This is a genomic window from Janibacter hoylei PVAS-1 (assembly GCF_000297495.1).
GTDB lineage: Bacteria > Actinomycetota > Actinomycetes > Actinomycetales > Dermatophilaceae > Janibacter > Janibacter hoylei.
The window spans coordinates 1-16,227 of record NZ_ALWX01000058.1 but is presented as its reverse complement, the minus strand read 5'-3'; the positions used below and the strand labels follow the sequence as shown (position 1 = coordinate 16,227).

Here is a 16,227-nt window from a genome sequence, read left to right as displayed (position 1 = left end):
ACCCGGCCGGCTGCACCCCCCCTTCGCTCGTGGGGTGGGTCAGCCGAGCGCGGCGACCGCGGCGTCGTAGTCGGGCTCCTGCGTGATCTCGGGGACGAGCTCGCTGTGCAGGACGGTGTCGTCCGCGTCGACGACGACGACGGAGCGCGCGAGGAGGCCGGCCATCGGGCCGTCCGTCATCGTCACGCCGTAGTCCTCGCCGAAGGAGGAGCGGAAGGCGGAGCCGACCTTGACCTGGTCGATGCCCTCGGCGCCGCAGAAGCGGGCCTGGGCGAAGGGGAGGTCCTTGCTGACGTTGACGACGGTCGTGTTGTCGAGGGAGGCGGCCAGCTCGTTGAACTTGCGCACGCTCGCCGCGCAGACGCCGGTGTCGATGCTCGGGAAGATGTTGAGCACGACGCGGCCCGACAGGTCGCCGGAGGTCAGCGCGGAGAGACCCTCGCCGACGAGCTCGAAGGCCGGCGCGCTCGCGCCGGTGGCCGGCAGCTCGCCGGCGGTGGTGACGGGGTTGCCCTTGAATGCGGTGGTAGCCATGCCCCATGCCTACACCCCGAAGGGGGTCGGGGCCACCTGCGGTCTGCGGAGCGGTCAGCCCACGAGGGCCTTGATCCCGAGTCCGACGGGGACGAGGACGAGCGAGGACAGGCCCAGGGCGCCCATGATGATCGCCCCCTTGGTCTCCGAGTCGAGCGCCTCGCGCCAGCCGGCGCGCTGCAGGATCTCCTTGACCGGCACGTTGATCTCGGCGCTGGAGAACTCGTAGTCGACTTGCTGCTTGAAGCCGTCGAGCCCGAGGCCCCACTCCTTGCGCCTGGTGTAGGTGAACTCGCGGCCGGAGCGGACCTCGACCTGCGCGCCCAGGCCGGTGACCCCGGCGTGGGACTCGACCTGCCGCGACTCGTCCGTGCGCTTGACGACCCCGGGCTTGTCCGTGGGGGTGAAGCGGGCGACGACGGCGTGCTCGAGGTGGCGCCGGGTCGCCAGGTGCTGCCAGCGCGCGTCGGCGAGGTCGGCGTGCACGAGCACGGTGTGGCCGTTGGAGCGCACGACGTAGGGAGTGCCCTCGAAGGCGGTGGCGAGCGCCGGCGCCAGCCACTCGTAGGGCCACGGAGCGTTCTTGTCGGTCGCCGGGGGCAGCGGGGTGGTCGGTGGCGCGACCACGGCGTGCTCACCTGCGCTGACATCGGGGTCGGTCTCGCGGAGGAAGCCGATGAAGGCCACGAGGGTGACGACGACGGCGATGCCCCAGACGACGCCCCAGAAGAGCGCGGGCCAGGGCTGCCCGTCGGCGAGCCAGATCCAGAGACCACCGAAGAGGGCGACACTGAAGGCGAGGATCGCCACGACGAAGGTGAGGACCTTGCGCCGGCGGCCGCTCATGCGGGCAGCGCCCCCGGGCCGGGGACGTGCTCGCCGTGGCCGTCGGAGCGCAGGCGGGTACGCAGCCGCTGGGCCGCGGCCTCGAAGCGCTCGTCGCCGACGTCACGCATCGGGGCGTGCGGGTCGAAGTCCTCTGGGGAGAAGGCCGGCCAGGTGTGGATGTGCAGGTGGGGCACGAGGAAGCCCTCGAGGAGCATGCCCACGCGCGGGGCCTCCCACTCGGCCTGCTGGGCCCGCCCGATGATGCCGGCGACCCGCTGCAGGTGGGCCCACGTCTCCTCGTCGGCGTCGGTCCACTGCTCGATCTCGGCGCGCGGCACGACCATGGTGTGCCCGTCGGTAAGGGGCTCGATCGTCAGGAAGGCCACGCAGGTCGGGTCGGACCACACGAACCGGCCGGGGATCTCGCCCGCGATGATCTTCGTGAAGAGAGTCGCCATGCCGCCCACCCTATGAGTCCGGTGGCTGAGGTGCGACGAGCGCAGCGAGGAGCCTCGAAGCCCGTGTGGGTCCGGTGGCTGAGGTGCGACGAGCGCAGCGAGGAGCCTCGAAGTCCGGGCTCCTACAGTGGACCCATGCCCCAGGTCAGCGCCGACGTGCACGTGCCGATCCCCCCGGAGCTCGCCTTCGCGGTCGCCCAGACGACGGGGGAGGTCCGCCACCGGTGGGACCCCTTCATCCGCGAGCAGCACTTCGTGGACGGGGCGAGCGAGCCCGGCGTGGGGGTGCGCACCTTCACGCGGTCCTCCTTCGCGGGGCCGATCTCGCCGAGCATGGTCAGCGAGTACGTCTCCTGGCGTCCGCCGACGTCGGTCGGGATGACGATGGTGCGTGGCCCGTGGTTCTTTGCCCGCTTCGGCGCCGGGTGGCGCTTCCAGCCCGACGGCGACGGGACCCTCGCCGTGTGGAAGTACACCTACGACGTGCGCCCTGCCGCCCTGCAGCGCATCGCCCACCCCATCGGTCAGCGCCTGCTCGGTCGTGAGATCTCCCGCCGCATCGAAGGCTTCGCCGCGGGGTGCCGTGACGAGGTGGTGCTCGCCGCGGCCCGGGCGGATATGGCCCGGCGTGCCGAGGCCGACTCCAGTTCGAAGGGGGGAGCAGCGTGACCTCCCCTTCGTCCGTCATGCGTCTGGCCGGATGCCAGTGGTCCGCCACCGGTGACCCGGCCGCCAACCTCGTCACGCTCGGGGAGTGGACCGCCCGGGCCGCGGACGCCGGTGCCCGGCTCGTCGTCCACCCCGAGGCGGCGATGGCCTCCTTCGCCGGTCGGCTCGACACCGCCGCCGAGCCCCTCGACGGGCGCTTTGCCGACGGGGTGCGCGAGGTGGCTGCGCGGCACGGCGTGACCCTCGTCGTCGGCATGTTCACCCCCGCCGACGAGATCACGACCGCCGAGGGCAGGGAGCGCTCGCGGGTGCACAACACGCTGCTCGTCACCGGCGGTGGCGTCGAGGAGACGACCTATCGCAAGATCCACCTCTACGACGCCTTCGGCAGCCGTGAGTCCGACACGGTGGCGCCCGGCGACGAGGTGCGCACCGTCGAGGTCGACGGCTGGTCCGTCGGCCTGGCCACCTGCTACGACGTGCGCTTCGCCGACCACTTCACCGAGCTGGGTCGGCGTGGTGCCGAGCTCGTCGTGCTGCCCGCCTCGTGGGGGGACGGGCCCGGCAAGGCGAGCCAGTGGGACCTGCTCACCCGGGCTCGCGCGCACGACGCCCAGGCCTGGTTGCTCGCCGTCGGGCAGGCCTGGACCCCGGAGTCGGTGCGCGGTCCCTATGGCATCGGTCGCTCCGCGCTCGCCGACCCGACCGGCGAGGTGCGGGCGCGGCTCGGTGGCGGGGAGGACCTCCTCGTCGTCGAGGTCGACCACGAGACGGTGACCCGTACCCGCCGGACCATCCCGATCCTCTAGAGGCGCACCCCACGCGGGCCGGCGGGCGCCACCCGAACGCCGGGCACACCGCGCCCGTCGGCGGAACCTAGACTGTCCCGCATGGCTGACCTCTCCCGCGACGACGTGGCGCACCTCGCCTCGTTGGCCCGCATCGACCTCTCCGACGCCGAGCTCGACCGCATGGTCGGGGAGCTGGGCACGATCATCTCCTCCGTCGAGGCGGTGCAGCAGGCGCCGATCGACGGGGTCGAGCCGATGAGCCACCCGATGCCGATCGTCAACGTCACCCGGCCCGATGTCGTGCGTCCCTCGCTCACCCCCGAGCAGGCCCTCGCGATGGCGCCGGCCTCCGAGGTCGGGCGCTTCGCCGTGCCGCGCATCCTCACCGAAGACTGAGCCAGAAGGACCCCATGAGCGACCCCACCCGCATGACCGCTGCCGCGCTCGCCGACGCGCTGGCCTCCGGCGACCTCTCCTCCGAGCAGGTCACCCGTGCCCACCTCGACCGCATCGAGGGTGTCGACGAGCAGGTCGGCGCCTACCTCCACGTCGCCGGCGAGTCCGCCCTGGCCGAGGCCCGCGCGGTCGACGAGCGCCGGGCGAAGGGGGAGACCCTCCACCGCCTCGCCGGCGTCCCGATCGCCGTCAAGGACGTCATGACGACGACCGGCATCCCGACGACGGCCGGCTCGAAAATCCTCGAGGGCTGGATCCCGCCCTACGACGCGACGGTCGTCAGCCGGCTCAAGGCCGCCGGCCTGCCGATCCTCGGCAAGACCAACATGGACGAGTTCGCCATGGGCTCCTCCACGGAGCACTCGGCCTACGGCCTGACCCGCAACCCCTGGGACCTCGAGCGCATCCCCGGCGGCTCCGGCGGTGGCTCGAGCGCGGTCGTCGCCTCGTGGCAGGCGCCCCTGGCGACTGGCACCGACACCGGCGGCTCGATCCGTCAGCCCGCGGCCGTCACCGGCTCGGTCGGCGTCAAGCCGACCTACGGTGGCGTCTCGCGCTACGGCCTCATCGCCATGGCCTCCTCGCTCGACCAGGCCGGCCCCTGCGCCCGCACCGTCCTCGACACCGCCCTCCTGCACGAGGTCATGGCCGGGCACGACCCGCTGGACTCGACCTCGATCGACCAGCCGGTGCCCGATGTCGTCGGTGCCGCGGAGCGCGCCGACGTGGCCGGGATGAAGATCGGCATCGTCCGCGAGCTCACCGGCGAGGGATTTTCCCCGCTGGTGCAGGCGCGCTTCGACGAGTCGGTCCAGCACCTCGTCGACGCGGGTGCCGAGGTCGTCGAGGTCTCGTGCCCCAACTTCGTCCACGCGCTCGGCGCGTACTACCTGATCATGCCGAGCGAGGCGAGCAGCAACCTCGCCCGCTTCGACGCGATGCGCTACGGCCTGCGCGTCGGGCCGGAGGGTGTCGACGCCCCGAGCGCGGAGCAGGTCATGGCGGCCAGCCGTGACGCGGGCTTCGGCGACGAGGTCAAGCGCCGCATCATCCTCGGCACGTACGCCCTCTCCTCGGGCTACTACGACGCCTACTACGGCAGCGCGCAGAAGGTGCGCCGCCTCATCGCCGACGACTTCGCGCGGGCCTTCGAGACCGCTGACGTCCTCGTGTCGCCGACCGCCCCGACGACGGCCTTCCGCTTCGGCGACAAGACCGACGACCCGATGGCCATGTACCGCGGCGACATCGCGACGATCCCGGCCAACCTCGCCGGCGTGCCCGGCATGTCGCTGCCGAGCGGCCTCGCCGAGGACGGCCTGCCCGCGGGCTTCCAGATCCTCGCGCCGGCCATGGCCGACGACCGCCTCTACACCGTCGGCGCCGCCCTCGAGCAGCGCCTCGTCGCCGCCTGGGGTGGGCACCTGCTCGAGCAGGCCCCCGAGCTGGCCGTCACGAAGGGAGCCTGAGACATGGCGAGCACCACCACCGACGCAGTCCTCGGGTACGACGAGGCCCTGACCACCTTCGACCCCGTCATGGGCCTCGAGGTGCACGTCGAGCTCGGCACCAACACCAAGATGTTCTGCGGCTGCGCCACGGGCTTCGGCGCGGACCCCAACACCCAGGTCTGCCCGGTCTGCCTCGGGCTGCCCGGCGCGCTGCCGGTCGTCAACGCGGTCGGTGTCGAGTCGGCGATCCGGATCGGCCTGGCACTCAACTGCGAGATCGCGCAGTGGTGCCGCTTCGCCCGGAAGAACTACTTCTACCCGGACATGCCGAAGAACTTCCAGACCTCGCAGTACGACGAGCCGATCGCCTTCGACGGCTACCTCGACGTCGAGATCCCCGCCGCCTCCGGTGAGGGCACCGAGACCTTCAGAGTCGAGATCGAGCGCGCCCACATGGAGGAGGACACCGGCAAGAGCCTGCACGTCGGTGGCGCCACCGGCCGCATCCAGGGCGCCGAGTACTCGCTCGTCGACTTCAACCGCGCGGGCATCCCGCTCATCGAGATCGTCACGCGCCCGATCGTCGGCGCGGGCGAGCGGGCCCCCGAGGTCGCCAAGGCCTACGTCGCCGCGCTGCGCGACCTGCTGCGCGCCCTCGACGTCTCCGACGTGAAGATGGAGCAGGGCTCGATGCGCTGCGACGTCAACCTCTCCCTTCGTCCCAAGGCTGGCGACGACCCCGCTGCGCAGGCGCAGCTCGACGTCCCGCTCGGCACCCGCACCGAGACCAAGAACGTCAACTCCCTGCGCTCGGTGGAGCGCGCCGTGCGCTACGAGGTCTGCCGCCACGCCGCGGTCCTCACCGCGGGTGGCTCGATCCTGCAGGAGACCCGCCACTGGCACGAGGACACCGGCGTCACGACGAGCGGCCGCGAGAAGTCCGACGCCGAGGACTACCGCTATTTCCCCGAGCCCGACCTCGTGCCGGTCGCGCCCAGCCGCGAGTACGTCGAGCAGCTGCGGGCCACCCTGCCCGAGCCGCCGGCCCAGCGCCGCAAGCGGCTGCAGGGGGAGTGGGGCTACTCCGACCTCGAGATGCGTGACGTGCTCAACGCGGGCGCGACCGAACTCATCGAGGCGACCGTCGCCGCCGGCGCCAAGCCGCAGGCGGCCCGCAAGTGGTGGCTCGGCGAGGCCTCGCGCCGCGCCAACACCGAGGGCGTCGCCCTGGCGACCTACGCCGAGCAGACGGGCGTGACGCCCGAGCACGTCGCCGAACTCGAGTCGCTCGTCGACTCCGGCCGGCTCAACGACAAGATGGCCCGCCAGGTGCTCGAGGGCGTCCTCGACGGCGAGGGCACGCCGACCGCGGTCGCCGATGCCCGCGGGCTCGAGCTCGTCCAGGACGACGGTGCCCTCGAGGCCGCGGTCGACAAGGTCATCGAGGCCAACCCCGACGTCGCCGACAAGATCCGCGGTGGCAAGGTCCAGGCCGCCGGCGCGCTCATCGGCCAGGTGATGAAGGAGATGAAGGGCCAGGCCGACGCCGGCAAGGCCCGCGAGCTCATCCTCGCCAAGCTCGGCGCCTGACACAGGCAGCACGAAGGGGGGGCGGTGCCGGTCGACCCGGCACCGCCCCCTTCGCCGTGGTCACCCTCGGACACCGCTCCGGTCGGTACCGCGGCGGCCACGGGTCGGACGCCGGCGTGCACGTGACCTGCGCCACCTACGATGGCGCGCATGGTCACCGTCTCCTTCCCTGACAGCAGCTGGCGCGACGACGTCGGTCCGGTCGACGGCGTGGAGTCCGTCGTGTGGGACCCGCAGGAGGCTCCGCCGCAGGAGTCGGTCGACGTCTACATCGCGCCCTACATGACCAAGCCCGCGGGCGTGGCCGTCGTCGCGGAGCAGCCGTCGGTGCGCCTCGTGCAGCTGCTGTCGGCCGGCTTCGACAACATGCTCCCGGTCCTGCCGGAGGGGGTCTCCCTCGCCAACGCGAAGGGGGTCCACGACGCGGCCACCGCAGAGCTGGCCCTGACCCTCGTCCTCGCCTCGCAGCGTGGGTTCGACGACTTCGCGCGCGCCCAGGCGCAGGGGGAGTGGACCTCCCGCCACGTGCGCCCGGGCCTCGCCGACAAGCGGGTGCTGCTCCTCGGCTACGGCTCGGTGGGCCGGGCGATCGTCGAGCGGCTCATGCCCTTCGAGGTGTCGGTCACGGCGGTGGCCTCACGCGCGCGCGCCGGCGACGACCTCGTCGAGGCGGTGCACGGGGTCGACGAGCTGGCCGCTCTCGCACCGCAGCACGACGTCATCATCTCCGTGCTGCCCGGCTCCGACGCCACCCACCACATCCTCGGGGAGGAGCTGCTGAGCTCGCTGCCGGACGGCACGCTCGTGGTCAACGTCGGCCGCGGCCCCGCGCTCGACACCGAGGCCGCCCTGCGGCACGCGGGCCGGCTGCGGTTTGCGCTCGACGTCACCGACCCGGAGCCGCTGCCGACCGGGCACCCCCTGTGGAGCGCTCCCGGCGTCATCATCAGCCCGCACGTCGGTGGCGTGACCCAGGCCTTCCGCCCCCGCGCGGTGTCGATGCTGCGTCGTCAGCTCACCGCGCTCGCCGCAGGCGAGCCGCCGATCAACCTCGTGCACGAGGGCTGAGGCCACCCCTCTGCGCAGTCGATCGAGGGGTGGCGCGCTCGTGTGGTCCGGGCCACACTCTGTCCATGACCATGTCAGCGGAGGACCGGACCCTGATCCTGCTGCGGCACGCCGAGCCCGAGCCGGGCCGTGCCGGTCAGGACGACCGTGAGCGACCCCTCACCGAGACCGGGCGGGCGCAAGCCCAGGAGGTCGGGCGGTGGCTGCGCGAGCACGGCCTGGGCTGTGACGAGGTGATGTGCTCGCCGGCCGCGCGCACCCGGGAGACGATGCACGAGGTCGCCGAGGCCGGCTGCCCCGAGGCAGAGGTGCAGATCGAGCACCGGCTCTACAACGCCGACGCCGAGGAGGTCCTGGCCGTCGTGCGGGAGTCGACCGACGACGCGAGCGTGCTGCTCGTCGTCGGCCACGCGCCGGGCCTGCCGGCGGCGGCGAGCCTCCTCGCCGACGGCGAGGGGGACGACGAGGCGCACGAGCTGCTCAGCCACGGCTTCCCGCCCGGTGCGGCGGCGGTGCTGCGCTTCTCGGGGCACTGGGAGGACCTGGCCTTCGGCGCCGCGGTCCTCGACGAGTTCCGCGTGCCCTGAGGCGCGGACGTCACATGGGGAGGGCGAGGCGGCGGAAGCTGGCGACGACCTCCATCCCCACGTGCTCGTAAAGACCGAGTGCGCCAGCGTCCTCGCTTCGTCCACCTGTCGTCACCCGAGTTGTCGTGACGACCGCTCCCGCCAGCTCGATCGAGGACGCCCACCCGCCGATGACGAACACGCCCGATGCGCGGACCGGACTCTCATGGCCGGCCGTCGACGGGTGAAACGACCATGTCCCACATGGTGGGCGCGCTCGTCTCATTCGTTGACACACGCTGGGCAGGCGGGGGAGAGTAGCGGCATGGCCCTCCTCCTCGTACTTCCCCGGCGCGCTGCCTGAGCGACGACTCGTCGCCGACGCAGCGCGCGCCCTTCATGTCCGCACCCGGACTGAGGGGCTTTTTCATGGCCGGGAGAGGATGAAGAGGAGCACAGATGGCACGCCGAACCGAAGGACAGACGGTGACTGACACGACCAGCAGCGCCCCGAGCCCGGCCGCGATGGCGCGCCGGAGCGAGGCGGGCAGAGCGACGACCTCCGCGCAGGTGACCGGGGCCAAGAGCCTCGTCCTGTCCCTCGAGTGCGTCGGCGCCGAGGTCGTCTTCGGCATCCCCGGCGGCGCGATCCTGCCGGCCTACGACCCGCTGATGGACTCGACGAAGGTCCGCCACATCCTCGTGCGCCACGAGCAGGGCGCCGGCCATGCCGCCGAAGGCTATGCCTCGGCGACCGGCAAGGTCGGCGTCTGCATGGCCACCTCCGGCCCTGGCGCCACCAACCTCGTCACCGCGATCGCCGACGCCCACATGGACTCCGTGCCGATGGTTGCGATCACCGGCCAGGTGGCCTCGAGCTCGATCGGCACGGACGCCTTCCAGGAGGCGGACATCCGGGGCATCACGATGCCGATCACCAAGCACAACTACCTCGTGACCGACGCCGCGGAGATCCCGCGGGTCATCGCGGAGGCCTTCCACATCGCGAGCACCGGCCGACCCGGCCCCGTGCTCGTCGACATCTCCAAGGACGCCCTGCAGGCCACCACCACCTTCGAGTGGCCGCCGCAGGTCAGCCTGCCGGGCTACCACCCGGTGACGCGTCCGCACGCCAAGCAGATCCGCGAGGCCGTCCGCCTCATGGCCGAGAGCCGCCAGCCGGTGCTCTACGTCGGTGGTGGGGTCATCCGGGCCGGAGCCCACGCGGAGCTGCGTCGCCTCGCCGAGCTCACGGGCATCCCGGTCGTCACGACGCTCATGGCCCGCGGCGCCTTCCCCGACGGGCACCCGCTGCACCTGGGTATGCCAGGCATGCACGGGTCCGTCGCGGCGGTCACCGGCCTGCAGCGCAGCGACCTGCTCATCACCATCGGGGCGCGCTTCGACGACCGGGTCACGGGCCAGCTGTCGTCCTTCGCGCCGGGGGCCAAGGTCATCCACGCCGACATCGACCCGGCCGAGATCTCCAAGAACCGCGTCGCCGACGTGCCGATCGTCGGTGACGCCAAGGCGATCCTCGGCGAGCTCATCGCCGCGATCGAGGCCGGCGAAGGGGAGGCCGCTGCGGTCATCCCGGACCGCTACCGCGACTGGGCGGCAGCGACGACCCGGTGGTCGCAGGAGTACCCGGTCGGCTACACCTCGCACGGCGAGGGCGCCCTCATGCCGCAGCAGGTCATCGAGCGGATCGGCCAGATCGCTGGGCCGGAGGCGGTCTACGCCGCGGGCGTCGGCCAGCACCAGATGTGGGCCGCGCAGTTCATCGGCTACGAGCGCCCCAACTCCTGGCTCAACTCCGGCGGCGCCGGGACGATGGGCTACTCCGTGCCCGCAGCCATGGGCGCCAAGGTCGGTGAGCCCGACCGGGTCGTCTGGGCCATCGACGGCGACGGGTGCTTCCAGATGACCAACCAGGAGCTCGCGACCTGCGTCATCAACGACATCCCGATCAAGGTCGCGGTCATCAACAACTCGAGCCTGGGCATGGTGCGCCAGTGGCAGTCGCTCTTCTACAACGAGCGATACTCCAACACCGACCTGCACACCTCGGTCGGCAGCCGCATCCCCGACTTCGTCAAGCTCGCCGATGCCTACGGCTGCGTCGGGCTGCGCTGCGAGCGGCCCGAGGACCTCGACGCGACGATCGAGCAGGCGATGGCGATCAACGACCGCCCGGTCGTCATCGACTTCGTCGTCGAGCGGGACGCCATGGTGTGGCCGATGGTGCCCGCCGGCGTGAGCAACGACGCCATCCAGATCGCCCGCGACGAGGCCCCGCAGTGGGACCGCGAGGAGTCCGAGGCCATCGAGCAGTCCACCGACGCCGACCACGACGGGCAGTGAAGGAAAGAGCATGAGCACCAAGCACACCCTCTCCGTCCTCGTCGAGAACAAGCCCGGTGTCCTCGCCCGGATCTCGGCCCTGTTTTCCCGGCGCGGCTTCAACATCGACTCCCTCGCCGTCGGGCCGACCGAGCACCCGGAGATCTCCCGGATGACCGTCGTCGTCGACGTCGACCTGCTGCCGCTGGAGCAGGTGACCAAGCAGCTCAACAAGCTCGTCGAGGTGCTCAAGGTCGTCGAGCTCGACCCGCTCGCGTCGGTGACCAGCCAGATCGTCCTGGTCAAGGTGCGCGCCGAGGCGAGCAACCGCAGCGGGATCCTCGAGACCGCGCAGATGTTCAAGGCGAAGATCGTCGACACGACGAGCGACGCGATGACCCTGCAGGTCTACGGCAACACCGACAAGATCGCCGCGATGCTCGAGATCCTCGAGCCCTACGGCATCAAGGAGCTCGTCCAGTCCGGTGTCGTGGCCATCGGCCGCGGCCCCCGCTCCATCACCGACCGCTCCCGACACTGACCCCCCTTCGTCCTCGTCCGTCGTGACGGGAGACGATGACGACCAACCCGACCGCACCACCCACCACACAAGGAGAAGTGCCCCATGGCCGCCGAACTGATCTACGACGACGACGCCGACCTGTCCATCATCCAGGGCCGCAAGGTTGCCGTCATCGGCTACGGCTCGCAGGGTCACGCCCACGCGCTCAACCTGCGCGACAGCGGTGTCGACGTGCGCATCGGTCTCAAGGAGGGCAGCAAGAGCCGCGCCAAGGCGGAGGCCGAGGGCCTGAAGGTCCTCACCCCGCGTGAGGCCGCCGCCGAGGCCGACGTCATCGTCATCCTCGCCCCCGACCAGGTGCAGCGTCACCTCTACGCCGACGACATCGCGCCGGAGCTCAAGGACGGCGACGTGCTCGTCTTCGGCCACGGCTTCAACGTGCGCTACGGCTACATCCAGGCGCCGGCCGGCGTCGACGTCATCCTCGTCGCGCCGAAGGCCCCCGGTCACACCGTGCGTCGTGAGTTCGTCGACGGCCGCGGCATCCCGGACATCATCGCCGTCGAGCAGGACGCCTCGGGCCAGGCCTGGGACATCGCGGCCGCCTACGCCAAGGGCATCGGTGGCACGCGGGCGGGCGTCATCAAGACGACCTTCACCGAGGAGACCGAGACCGACCTCTTCGGTGAGCAGGCCGTCCTGTGTGGTGGCATGTCGCACCTCGTCCAGGCGGGCTTCGAGACGCTGACCGAGGCGGGCTACCAGCCGGAGATCGCGTACTTCGAGGTGCTCCACGAGCTCAAGCTCATCGTCGACCTCATGTGGGAGGGCGGCATCGCCAAGCAGCGCTGGTCGATCTCCGACACCGCCGAGTACGGCGACTACGTCTCCGGCCCCCGCGTCGTCGACGCGAAGGTCAAGGAGTCGATGAAGGGCATCCTCTCCGACATCCAGGACGGCTCCTTCGCCAAGCGCTTCATCGAGGACCAGGACAACGGCGCTGTCGAGTTCCAGCAGCTGCGGGACAAGGAGGCCGGTCACCCGATCGAGGCGACGGGCAAGGCGCTGCGCGCCCACTTCGCGTGGCAGTCCGGGGACGACGACTACACCGAGGGCTCTGCCGCCCGCTGACCCCGACCCACCAGACCCCCGCGGCGGTCACCCCCGCAGCGGGCTCCGAAGGGGGGGCGCCCACCGGCTCACCGGCCGGGGCGCCCCCTTCGTCATGCTCGGGTTCAGCCGGCGAGGTGACCCCACGTGGGTGCGAGCTGTGCCCACGTGCCCGTGGCCACGGCCCGACCGCCGTCGAGGACGACGACGTGGTCGGCCTGCTCCAGTGCCGCCCGCTTCGAGGTCGCACCGATGACGGTCGCGCCGCGCTCGCGCAGACCCCGCCACAGGTCGATCTCGGTCGTCGCGTCGAGGGCGGAGGAGACGTCGTCGGCGAGCAGCAGCTCGGCCTCGGTCGCCAGGGCCCGGGCCAGCGCGAGCCGCTGCACCTGCCCACCTGACAGACGCACCCCGCGATGGCCGACGAGGGCGTCGGGCCCGCCGGCGTCGTCGACGTCCTGGGTGAGCCGGGCGAGGGCGACCGGCTCGTCGAGGGGGCGGTCGTGGCCCAGGCGCACGTTGTCGGTGAAGCTGCCCGACAGCACCCTCGGCACCTGCGCGACGTGGGCGATGCGGCCCGGCCGCAGGGTGGACTGCGGGTCGGTGACGGGCGTGCCGTTCCACCGGATCTCGCCGCGGTGGTCGACGAGACCGGCGAGTGAGGCGAGCAGGCTCGACTTGCCCGAGCCGACCTGGCCGACGAGCAGCACGAGGTCGCCCGCGTCGACGACGAGGTCGATCTCGCTGGCGCCGACGGTCCCGTCGTCGTGGACGACCGAGACGTCGCGCAGCTCGAGGCGCCGCAGGCGCTCGCGCTCGCCCTCGACCGGCGCGGGCGCGGTGCCCTCGACGAGGTCGACCCCCGCGGGCAGGTCCATGAGGTCGACGCCACCGGCGAAGCGCGCCGTCTCGACCTGCCAGGCGCGGGTGCCGGGCGCCTCGGTGACGACCATGCTCGCCACGCGGCCAAACCAGTCGAAGCCCGCGACCGCACCCGAGACGAGGATCGCGGTGCCCAGGCCCCAGCCACCGGCCACGTGGATCCACCACGTGACGACGACGCCGCACTGGACCATGACCAGCGGCACGGCGTCGAGCACGGCCTGCACCCGGTGCTCCTTGACCGCCGCCTGGACCCGGCCGGCGTCCACCTGACGCAGGTGCCGTCGGACGAAGGGAGTGGCCGCCGCCAGCTTGATGGTGCGCACCGACTCGAGCGAGGAGACGACGGCCCGACCGAAGCGGGCCCGCGCCAGCGAGGCAGCAGCTGCGGACCGGCCGGCGATCGGGCGGCCGAGGGTCGCGGCGAGGGCGGACCCCACCATGACGGTCAGCAGCACGGCTCCGGCGACCCACGTGCCGGCGAGCAGAGCCGTGAGGGCGGCGATGACCAGGCCGTTGATGAAGTCGACCCACCGGTCGGCGTACCGGGCGTACCGGTCGGCGTCCATCGAGCGGGCGACGACCTCGCCGGGGGGGAGTGCGCGGCAGCCGCTCGGCCCGGGTCTGCCCGGCGAGGACCGCCATGCGGGTGCGCAGCATGACCTCGATCCACCAGCGCGGGTACCGGTAGAAGGCCTGCGACGTGAGGAAGGGGACGACGAGCAGGCACGCGACGAGCGCCGCGGCGAGCAGGGTCGGGGTCTGCCCGGCCTGCAGGCCCTCGATGACCTGGCCCCACACGAGACCGGTCATCGCACCCTGAGCGCCGAGCAGCGACATCGCGAGGAAGCACACGGCGCCGGCGACGCCCCACGACGGCTTGACGAGCAGGGCGTGGGTGATGCCCCGGGCGAGGGAGGGTCCGTCGCCGATGGCGGGCCGCTCGGGCGGCGTCGTCGTGCGGCGGCGCCCACCGACGGGGTCGAGGTCGGCGTGGTCGACGGCGCCCTCGGGGGAGGGCTGGTCGGCCGCGGACTCGGCGCGGCTGTCGAGGAGCAGGCTGCGGAAGGGACCCGGCTGCTCGGCGAGCTCGGTGCGACGCCCCTGCTGGATCACCGTTCCGTGGTCGAGGACGACGACGTGCGGGGCCCGCTCGATCGTCCCGAGGCGGTGCGCGATGAGGATGCCGGTGCGGCCCACGAGGAGGCGGTCGGCGGCGGAGACGACCCGGCGCTCGGTGAGCGGGTCCATGCGGGCGGTCGCCTCGTCGAGGACGACGACCCGCACGTCGCGCACGAGCAGCCGCGCGAAGGCGACGAGCTGCTCCTCGCCCGCGGAGAGGGTCGTGCCGCCGGGACCGAGGAGGGTCTCGAGGCCGTCGGGCAGCCCGGCGACCCAGTCGACGAGTCCGAGCTCGACGACGGCCGCCTCGATGTCGCTGCGCGGGGTGTCGTCGAAGAGGGCGATGTTGTCGGCGAGGGTGCCGGCGATGATCTCGGTGCGCTGGGTGACGACACCGACGTCGGTGCGCAGCAGCTGCACGTCGAGATCGCGCACGTCGACGCCCCCGACGAAGACCGTGCCCCGCGGCGGCTCGATGGCCCGCGAGACGAAGGAGGCCAGGGTCGACTTGCCCGAGCCGGTGCGGCCGACGAGCGCGACGGTCTCGCCCGCGGGCACGGCAAAGGTCACGTCCCGCAGGGCGAAGCTGCCCTCGGTGTAGCTGAAGTCGAGGCCGCGCACCTCGACCGCCAGCTCGGCGCCCGCGGGGACGGGGGCGCCTCCCTTCGGCTCGGGCTCGACGGCGAGCATCTGCCGCAGCCGGATCACCGCGCCCAGGCCGGCCTGCAGGTCCGGCAACTGGTGGGAGAGCTGGGTGACGAGACCGACGAAGGTCGACGTGACGATGAAGAGCGTGACGAGCTGGCCCACCGACAGGCCACCGCCGGTCGCCAGCGCGATGCCGGCCAGGCCGATGCCGGCGAGCAGACCGTGGAGCAGCAGACCCGCCCGGCGGGCCAGCCGGCTCTCGAGCGTGACGACGTCGGCGAAGCGGGCGTGGACCCGTGCGGTGAGCGTCGCCAGGCGCTGCAGCATGTGTGCCTGACCCAGGCTGGTGCGCAGGTCGTCGCGCCCGGCGATGCCCTCCTCGAGGGCGCTGGCATGGTCGGTCCAGGCGGCCTCCTCGATGACCTTGCGGCGGGTGATCTCCCCGAGCAGGGGACGCACGGCCACGGCGGTGAGCAGACCGATGACGGGGAAGAGCAGCCAGGCCGGCCACCACGTGATGCCGGCGACGACCCACATGGGGACGACCGAAAAGGCGGTGCGCGCAAACATCCACACCTGCCACCGCATGAGGTTGCCGACCTCGTGGGTGTCGTCGTCGACGCGGTCGAGGATCTCGCCGGCCGCCTGCTCTGAGAGGGTCGCGACCGGCTGGGCGAGCGCGGCGTCGAGCAGGTCGTCGCGCAGCACGCCCTCGGCGCGGTCGGAGAGGCCGACCCACACGACCTTGCCGAGATTGTCGATGACGGCGCCGCCGACGACGAGCAGGGCGAGCAGCTGGACGAGGCCGGTGCTCGGTCCCTCCGCCAGGCGGCCGATGACGACGGTGCCGGTCGTGAGCAGGACCGCCGCGGTCGCGGAGCAGACGAGCGCGGCCGCGGCCGCCGGCGAGCGCATCCGTCGCCAGTCGACGGTGCGCTCCGGGGGCATCGGCTCGGTGGGTGGGGGCGGCGCGGTGGTCCGCTCGAGGGTCTGCGTCATGGCCGCTCAAGGTTATGTCCAGCCACCGGCACCGCGCCTCCGACTTTTCGGCCCGACAGGCGGACGGCCGTCCACGGAGCGGACGGGGCATTCCGTGGCGGGAGGGGAGCGGCGTACCGTCGCACGATCGGCGGCCACACCCGGCCCCGCCCCCCCCCTTCGCACCACCGGCACCCCCACCCACGCCGT

Annotated in this window: 14 protein-coding genes and 1 pseudogene; 10 read left to right on the top strand and 5 right to left on the bottom strand. The window is 72.3% G+C overall.

All coding sequences use genetic code 11. From position 1 onward, the window contains the following. Positions 1-39: 39 nt before the first annotated feature. Genes tpx through B277_RS12155 form a run of 3 tightly spaced genes read right to left on the bottom strand, consistent with a single transcriptional unit; the run spans position 40 to position 1,820 of the window. On the bottom strand, positions 40-534 hold the full coding sequence (tpx, locus tag B277_RS12165; protein WP_007928656.1) for a thiol peroxidase: 495 nt from the start codon (positions 532-534) through the stop codon (positions 40-42). A gap of 54 nt (positions 535-588) precedes the next feature. Continuing rightward, positions 589-1,380, bottom strand: coding sequence for a hypothetical protein (locus B277_RS12160; protein WP_007928647.1), 792 nt, complete (start codon positions 1,378-1,380; stop codon positions 589-591). Beyond that, complete coding sequence (locus tag B277_RS12155; protein WP_007928645.1) at positions 1,377-1,820, bottom strand: HIT family protein; 444 nt, start codon at positions 1,818-1,820, stop codon at positions 1,377-1,379. The genes B277_RS12160 and B277_RS12155 overlap by 4 nt, the downstream gene beginning before the upstream one ends. A gap of 135 nt (positions 1,821-1,955) precedes the next feature. On the opposite strand from B277_RS12155, the gene B277_RS12150 reads away from it, so the two are divergent. The 10 genes from B277_RS12150 (at position 1,956) to ilvC (ending at position 12,408) form a co-directional block, all read left to right on the top strand. Continuing rightward, positions 1,956-2,489 (top strand): SRPBCC family protein, encoded by a 534-nt coding sequence (locus B277_RS12150; RefSeq protein WP_007928644.1) that lies wholly within the window; start codon positions 1,956-1,958, stop codon positions 2,487-2,489. Further along, positions 2,486-3,298: a carbon-nitrogen hydrolase family protein gene (locus B277_RS12145; RefSeq protein ID WP_007928643.1), complete on the top strand. Its 813-nt coding sequence runs from the start codon at positions 2,486-2,488 to the stop codon at positions 3,296-3,298. Before B277_RS12150 ends, B277_RS12145 begins: the two co-directional genes overlap by 4 nt. Before the next feature lie 81 nt (positions 3,299-3,379). Next, on the top strand, positions 3,380-3,676 hold the full coding sequence (gatC, locus tag B277_RS12140) for an Asp-tRNA(Asn)/Glu-tRNA(Gln) amidotransferase subunit GatC (RefSeq protein WP_007928642.1): 297 nt from the start codon (positions 3,380-3,382) through the stop codon (positions 3,674-3,676). A 14-nt stretch (positions 3,677-3,690) separates the two neighbouring features. After that, complete coding sequence (gatA, locus tag B277_RS12135) at positions 3,691-5,205, top strand: Asp-tRNA(Asn)/Glu-tRNA(Gln) amidotransferase subunit GatA (RefSeq protein ID WP_007928641.1); 1,515 nt, start codon at positions 3,691-3,693, stop codon at positions 5,203-5,205. 3 nt (positions 5,206-5,208) lie between these two features. Further along, entirely contained in the window at positions 5,209-6,777 is a 1,569-nt protein-coding gene (gene gatB / locus B277_RS12130) for an Asp-tRNA(Asn)/Glu-tRNA(Gln) amidotransferase subunit GatB (protein ID WP_007928640.1), read from the top strand. A 150-nt stretch (positions 6,778-6,927) separates the two neighbouring features. Then, complete coding sequence (locus B277_RS12125; protein WP_337590150.1) at positions 6,928-7,845, top strand: 2-hydroxyacid dehydrogenase; 918 nt, start codon at positions 6,928-6,930, stop codon at positions 7,843-7,845. A 65-nt stretch (positions 7,846-7,910) separates the two neighbouring features. Continuing rightward, a complete protein-coding gene (locus B277_RS12120; protein WP_007928638.1) occupies positions 7,911-8,432 on the top strand; it encodes a SixA phosphatase family protein in 522 nt (173 codons plus the stop codon). 504 nt (positions 8,433-8,936) lie between these two features. After that, the gene (locus B277_RS12115; protein WP_051988039.1) at positions 8,937-10,775 is read left to right on the top strand and encodes an acetolactate synthase large subunit; all 1,839 of its coding nucleotides are present in this window, start codon (positions 8,937-8,939) and stop codon (positions 10,773-10,775) included. 10 nt (positions 10,776-10,785) lie between these two features. Continuing rightward, positions 10,786-11,295 carry an acetolactate synthase small subunit gene (gene ilvN, locus B277_RS12110; protein ID WP_007928636.1) on the top strand — a complete coding sequence of 170 codons (510 nt, stop codon included), beginning with the start codon at positions 10,786-10,788 and terminating at the stop codon, positions 11,293-11,295. Between the two features lie 84 nt (positions 11,296-11,379). Further along, positions 11,380-12,408, top strand: a complete 1,029-nt coding sequence (gene ilvC, locus B277_RS12105; RefSeq protein ID WP_007928635.1) for a ketol-acid reductoisomerase — start codon at positions 11,380-11,382, stop codon at positions 12,406-12,408. Between the two features lie 104 nt (positions 12,409-12,512). On the opposite strand, the gene B277_RS20010 is transcribed toward ilvC, so the two are convergent. Both B277_RS20010 and B277_RS20005 read right to left on the bottom strand, forming a co-directional pair. Then, a complete protein-coding gene (locus B277_RS20010) occupies positions 12,513-13,838 on the bottom strand; it encodes an ATP-binding cassette domain-containing protein (RefSeq protein WP_338009769.1) in 1,326 nt (441 codons plus the stop codon). Between the two features lie 745 nt (positions 13,839-14,583). Then, a pseudogene (locus tag B277_RS20005) lies at positions 14,584-15,954 on the bottom strand (ATP-binding cassette domain-containing protein); the annotation flags it as partial. Between the last annotated feature and the right edge of the window lie 273 nt (positions 15,955-16,227).

Excerpts from the sequence above, each read along its gene's own strand:
- tpx (WP_007928656.1), bottom strand. The coding sequence starts at position 534 with ATGGCTACCACCGCATTCAAGGGCAACCCCGTCACCACCGCCGGCGAG.
- B277_RS12160 (WP_007928647.1), bottom strand. The coding sequence starts at position 1,380 with ATGAGCGGCCGCCGGCGCAAGGTCCTCACCTTCGTCGTGGCGATCCTC.
- B277_RS12155 (WP_007928645.1), bottom strand. The coding sequence starts at position 1,820 with ATGGCGACTCTCTTCACGAAGATCATCGCGGGCGAGATCCCCGGCCGG.
- B277_RS12150 (WP_007928644.1), top strand. The coding sequence starts at position 1,956 with ATGCCCCAGGTCAGCGCCGACGTGCACGTGCCGATCCCCCCGGAGCTC.
- gatC (WP_007928642.1), top strand. The coding sequence starts at position 3,380 with ATGGCTGACCTCTCCCGCGACGACGTGGCGCACCTCGCCTCGTTGGCC.
- gatA (WP_007928641.1), top strand. The coding sequence starts at position 3,691 with ATGAGCGACCCCACCCGCATGACCGCTGCCGCGCTCGCCGACGCGCTG.
- gatB (WP_007928640.1), top strand. The coding sequence starts at position 5,209 with ATGGCGAGCACCACCACCGACGCAGTCCTCGGGTACGACGAGGCCCTG.
- B277_RS12125 (WP_337590150.1), top strand. The coding sequence starts at position 6,928 with ATGGTCACCGTCTCCTTCCCTGACAGCAGCTGGCGCGACGACGTCGGT.
- B277_RS12120 (WP_007928638.1), top strand. The coding sequence starts at position 7,911 with ATGACCATGTCAGCGGAGGACCGGACCCTGATCCTGCTGCGGCACGCC.
- B277_RS12115 (WP_051988039.1), top strand. The coding sequence starts at position 8,937 with ATGGCGCGCCGGAGCGAGGCGGGCAGAGCGACGACCTCCGCGCAGGTG.
- ilvN (WP_007928636.1), top strand. The coding sequence starts at position 10,786 with ATGAGCACCAAGCACACCCTCTCCGTCCTCGTCGAGAACAAGCCCGGT.
- ilvC (WP_007928635.1), top strand. The coding sequence starts at position 11,380 with ATGGCCGCCGAACTGATCTACGACGACGACGCCGACCTGTCCATCATC.
- B277_RS20010 (WP_338009769.1), bottom strand. The coding sequence starts at position 13,838 with ATGGACGCCGACCGGTACGCCCGGTACGCCGACCGGTGGGTCGACTTC.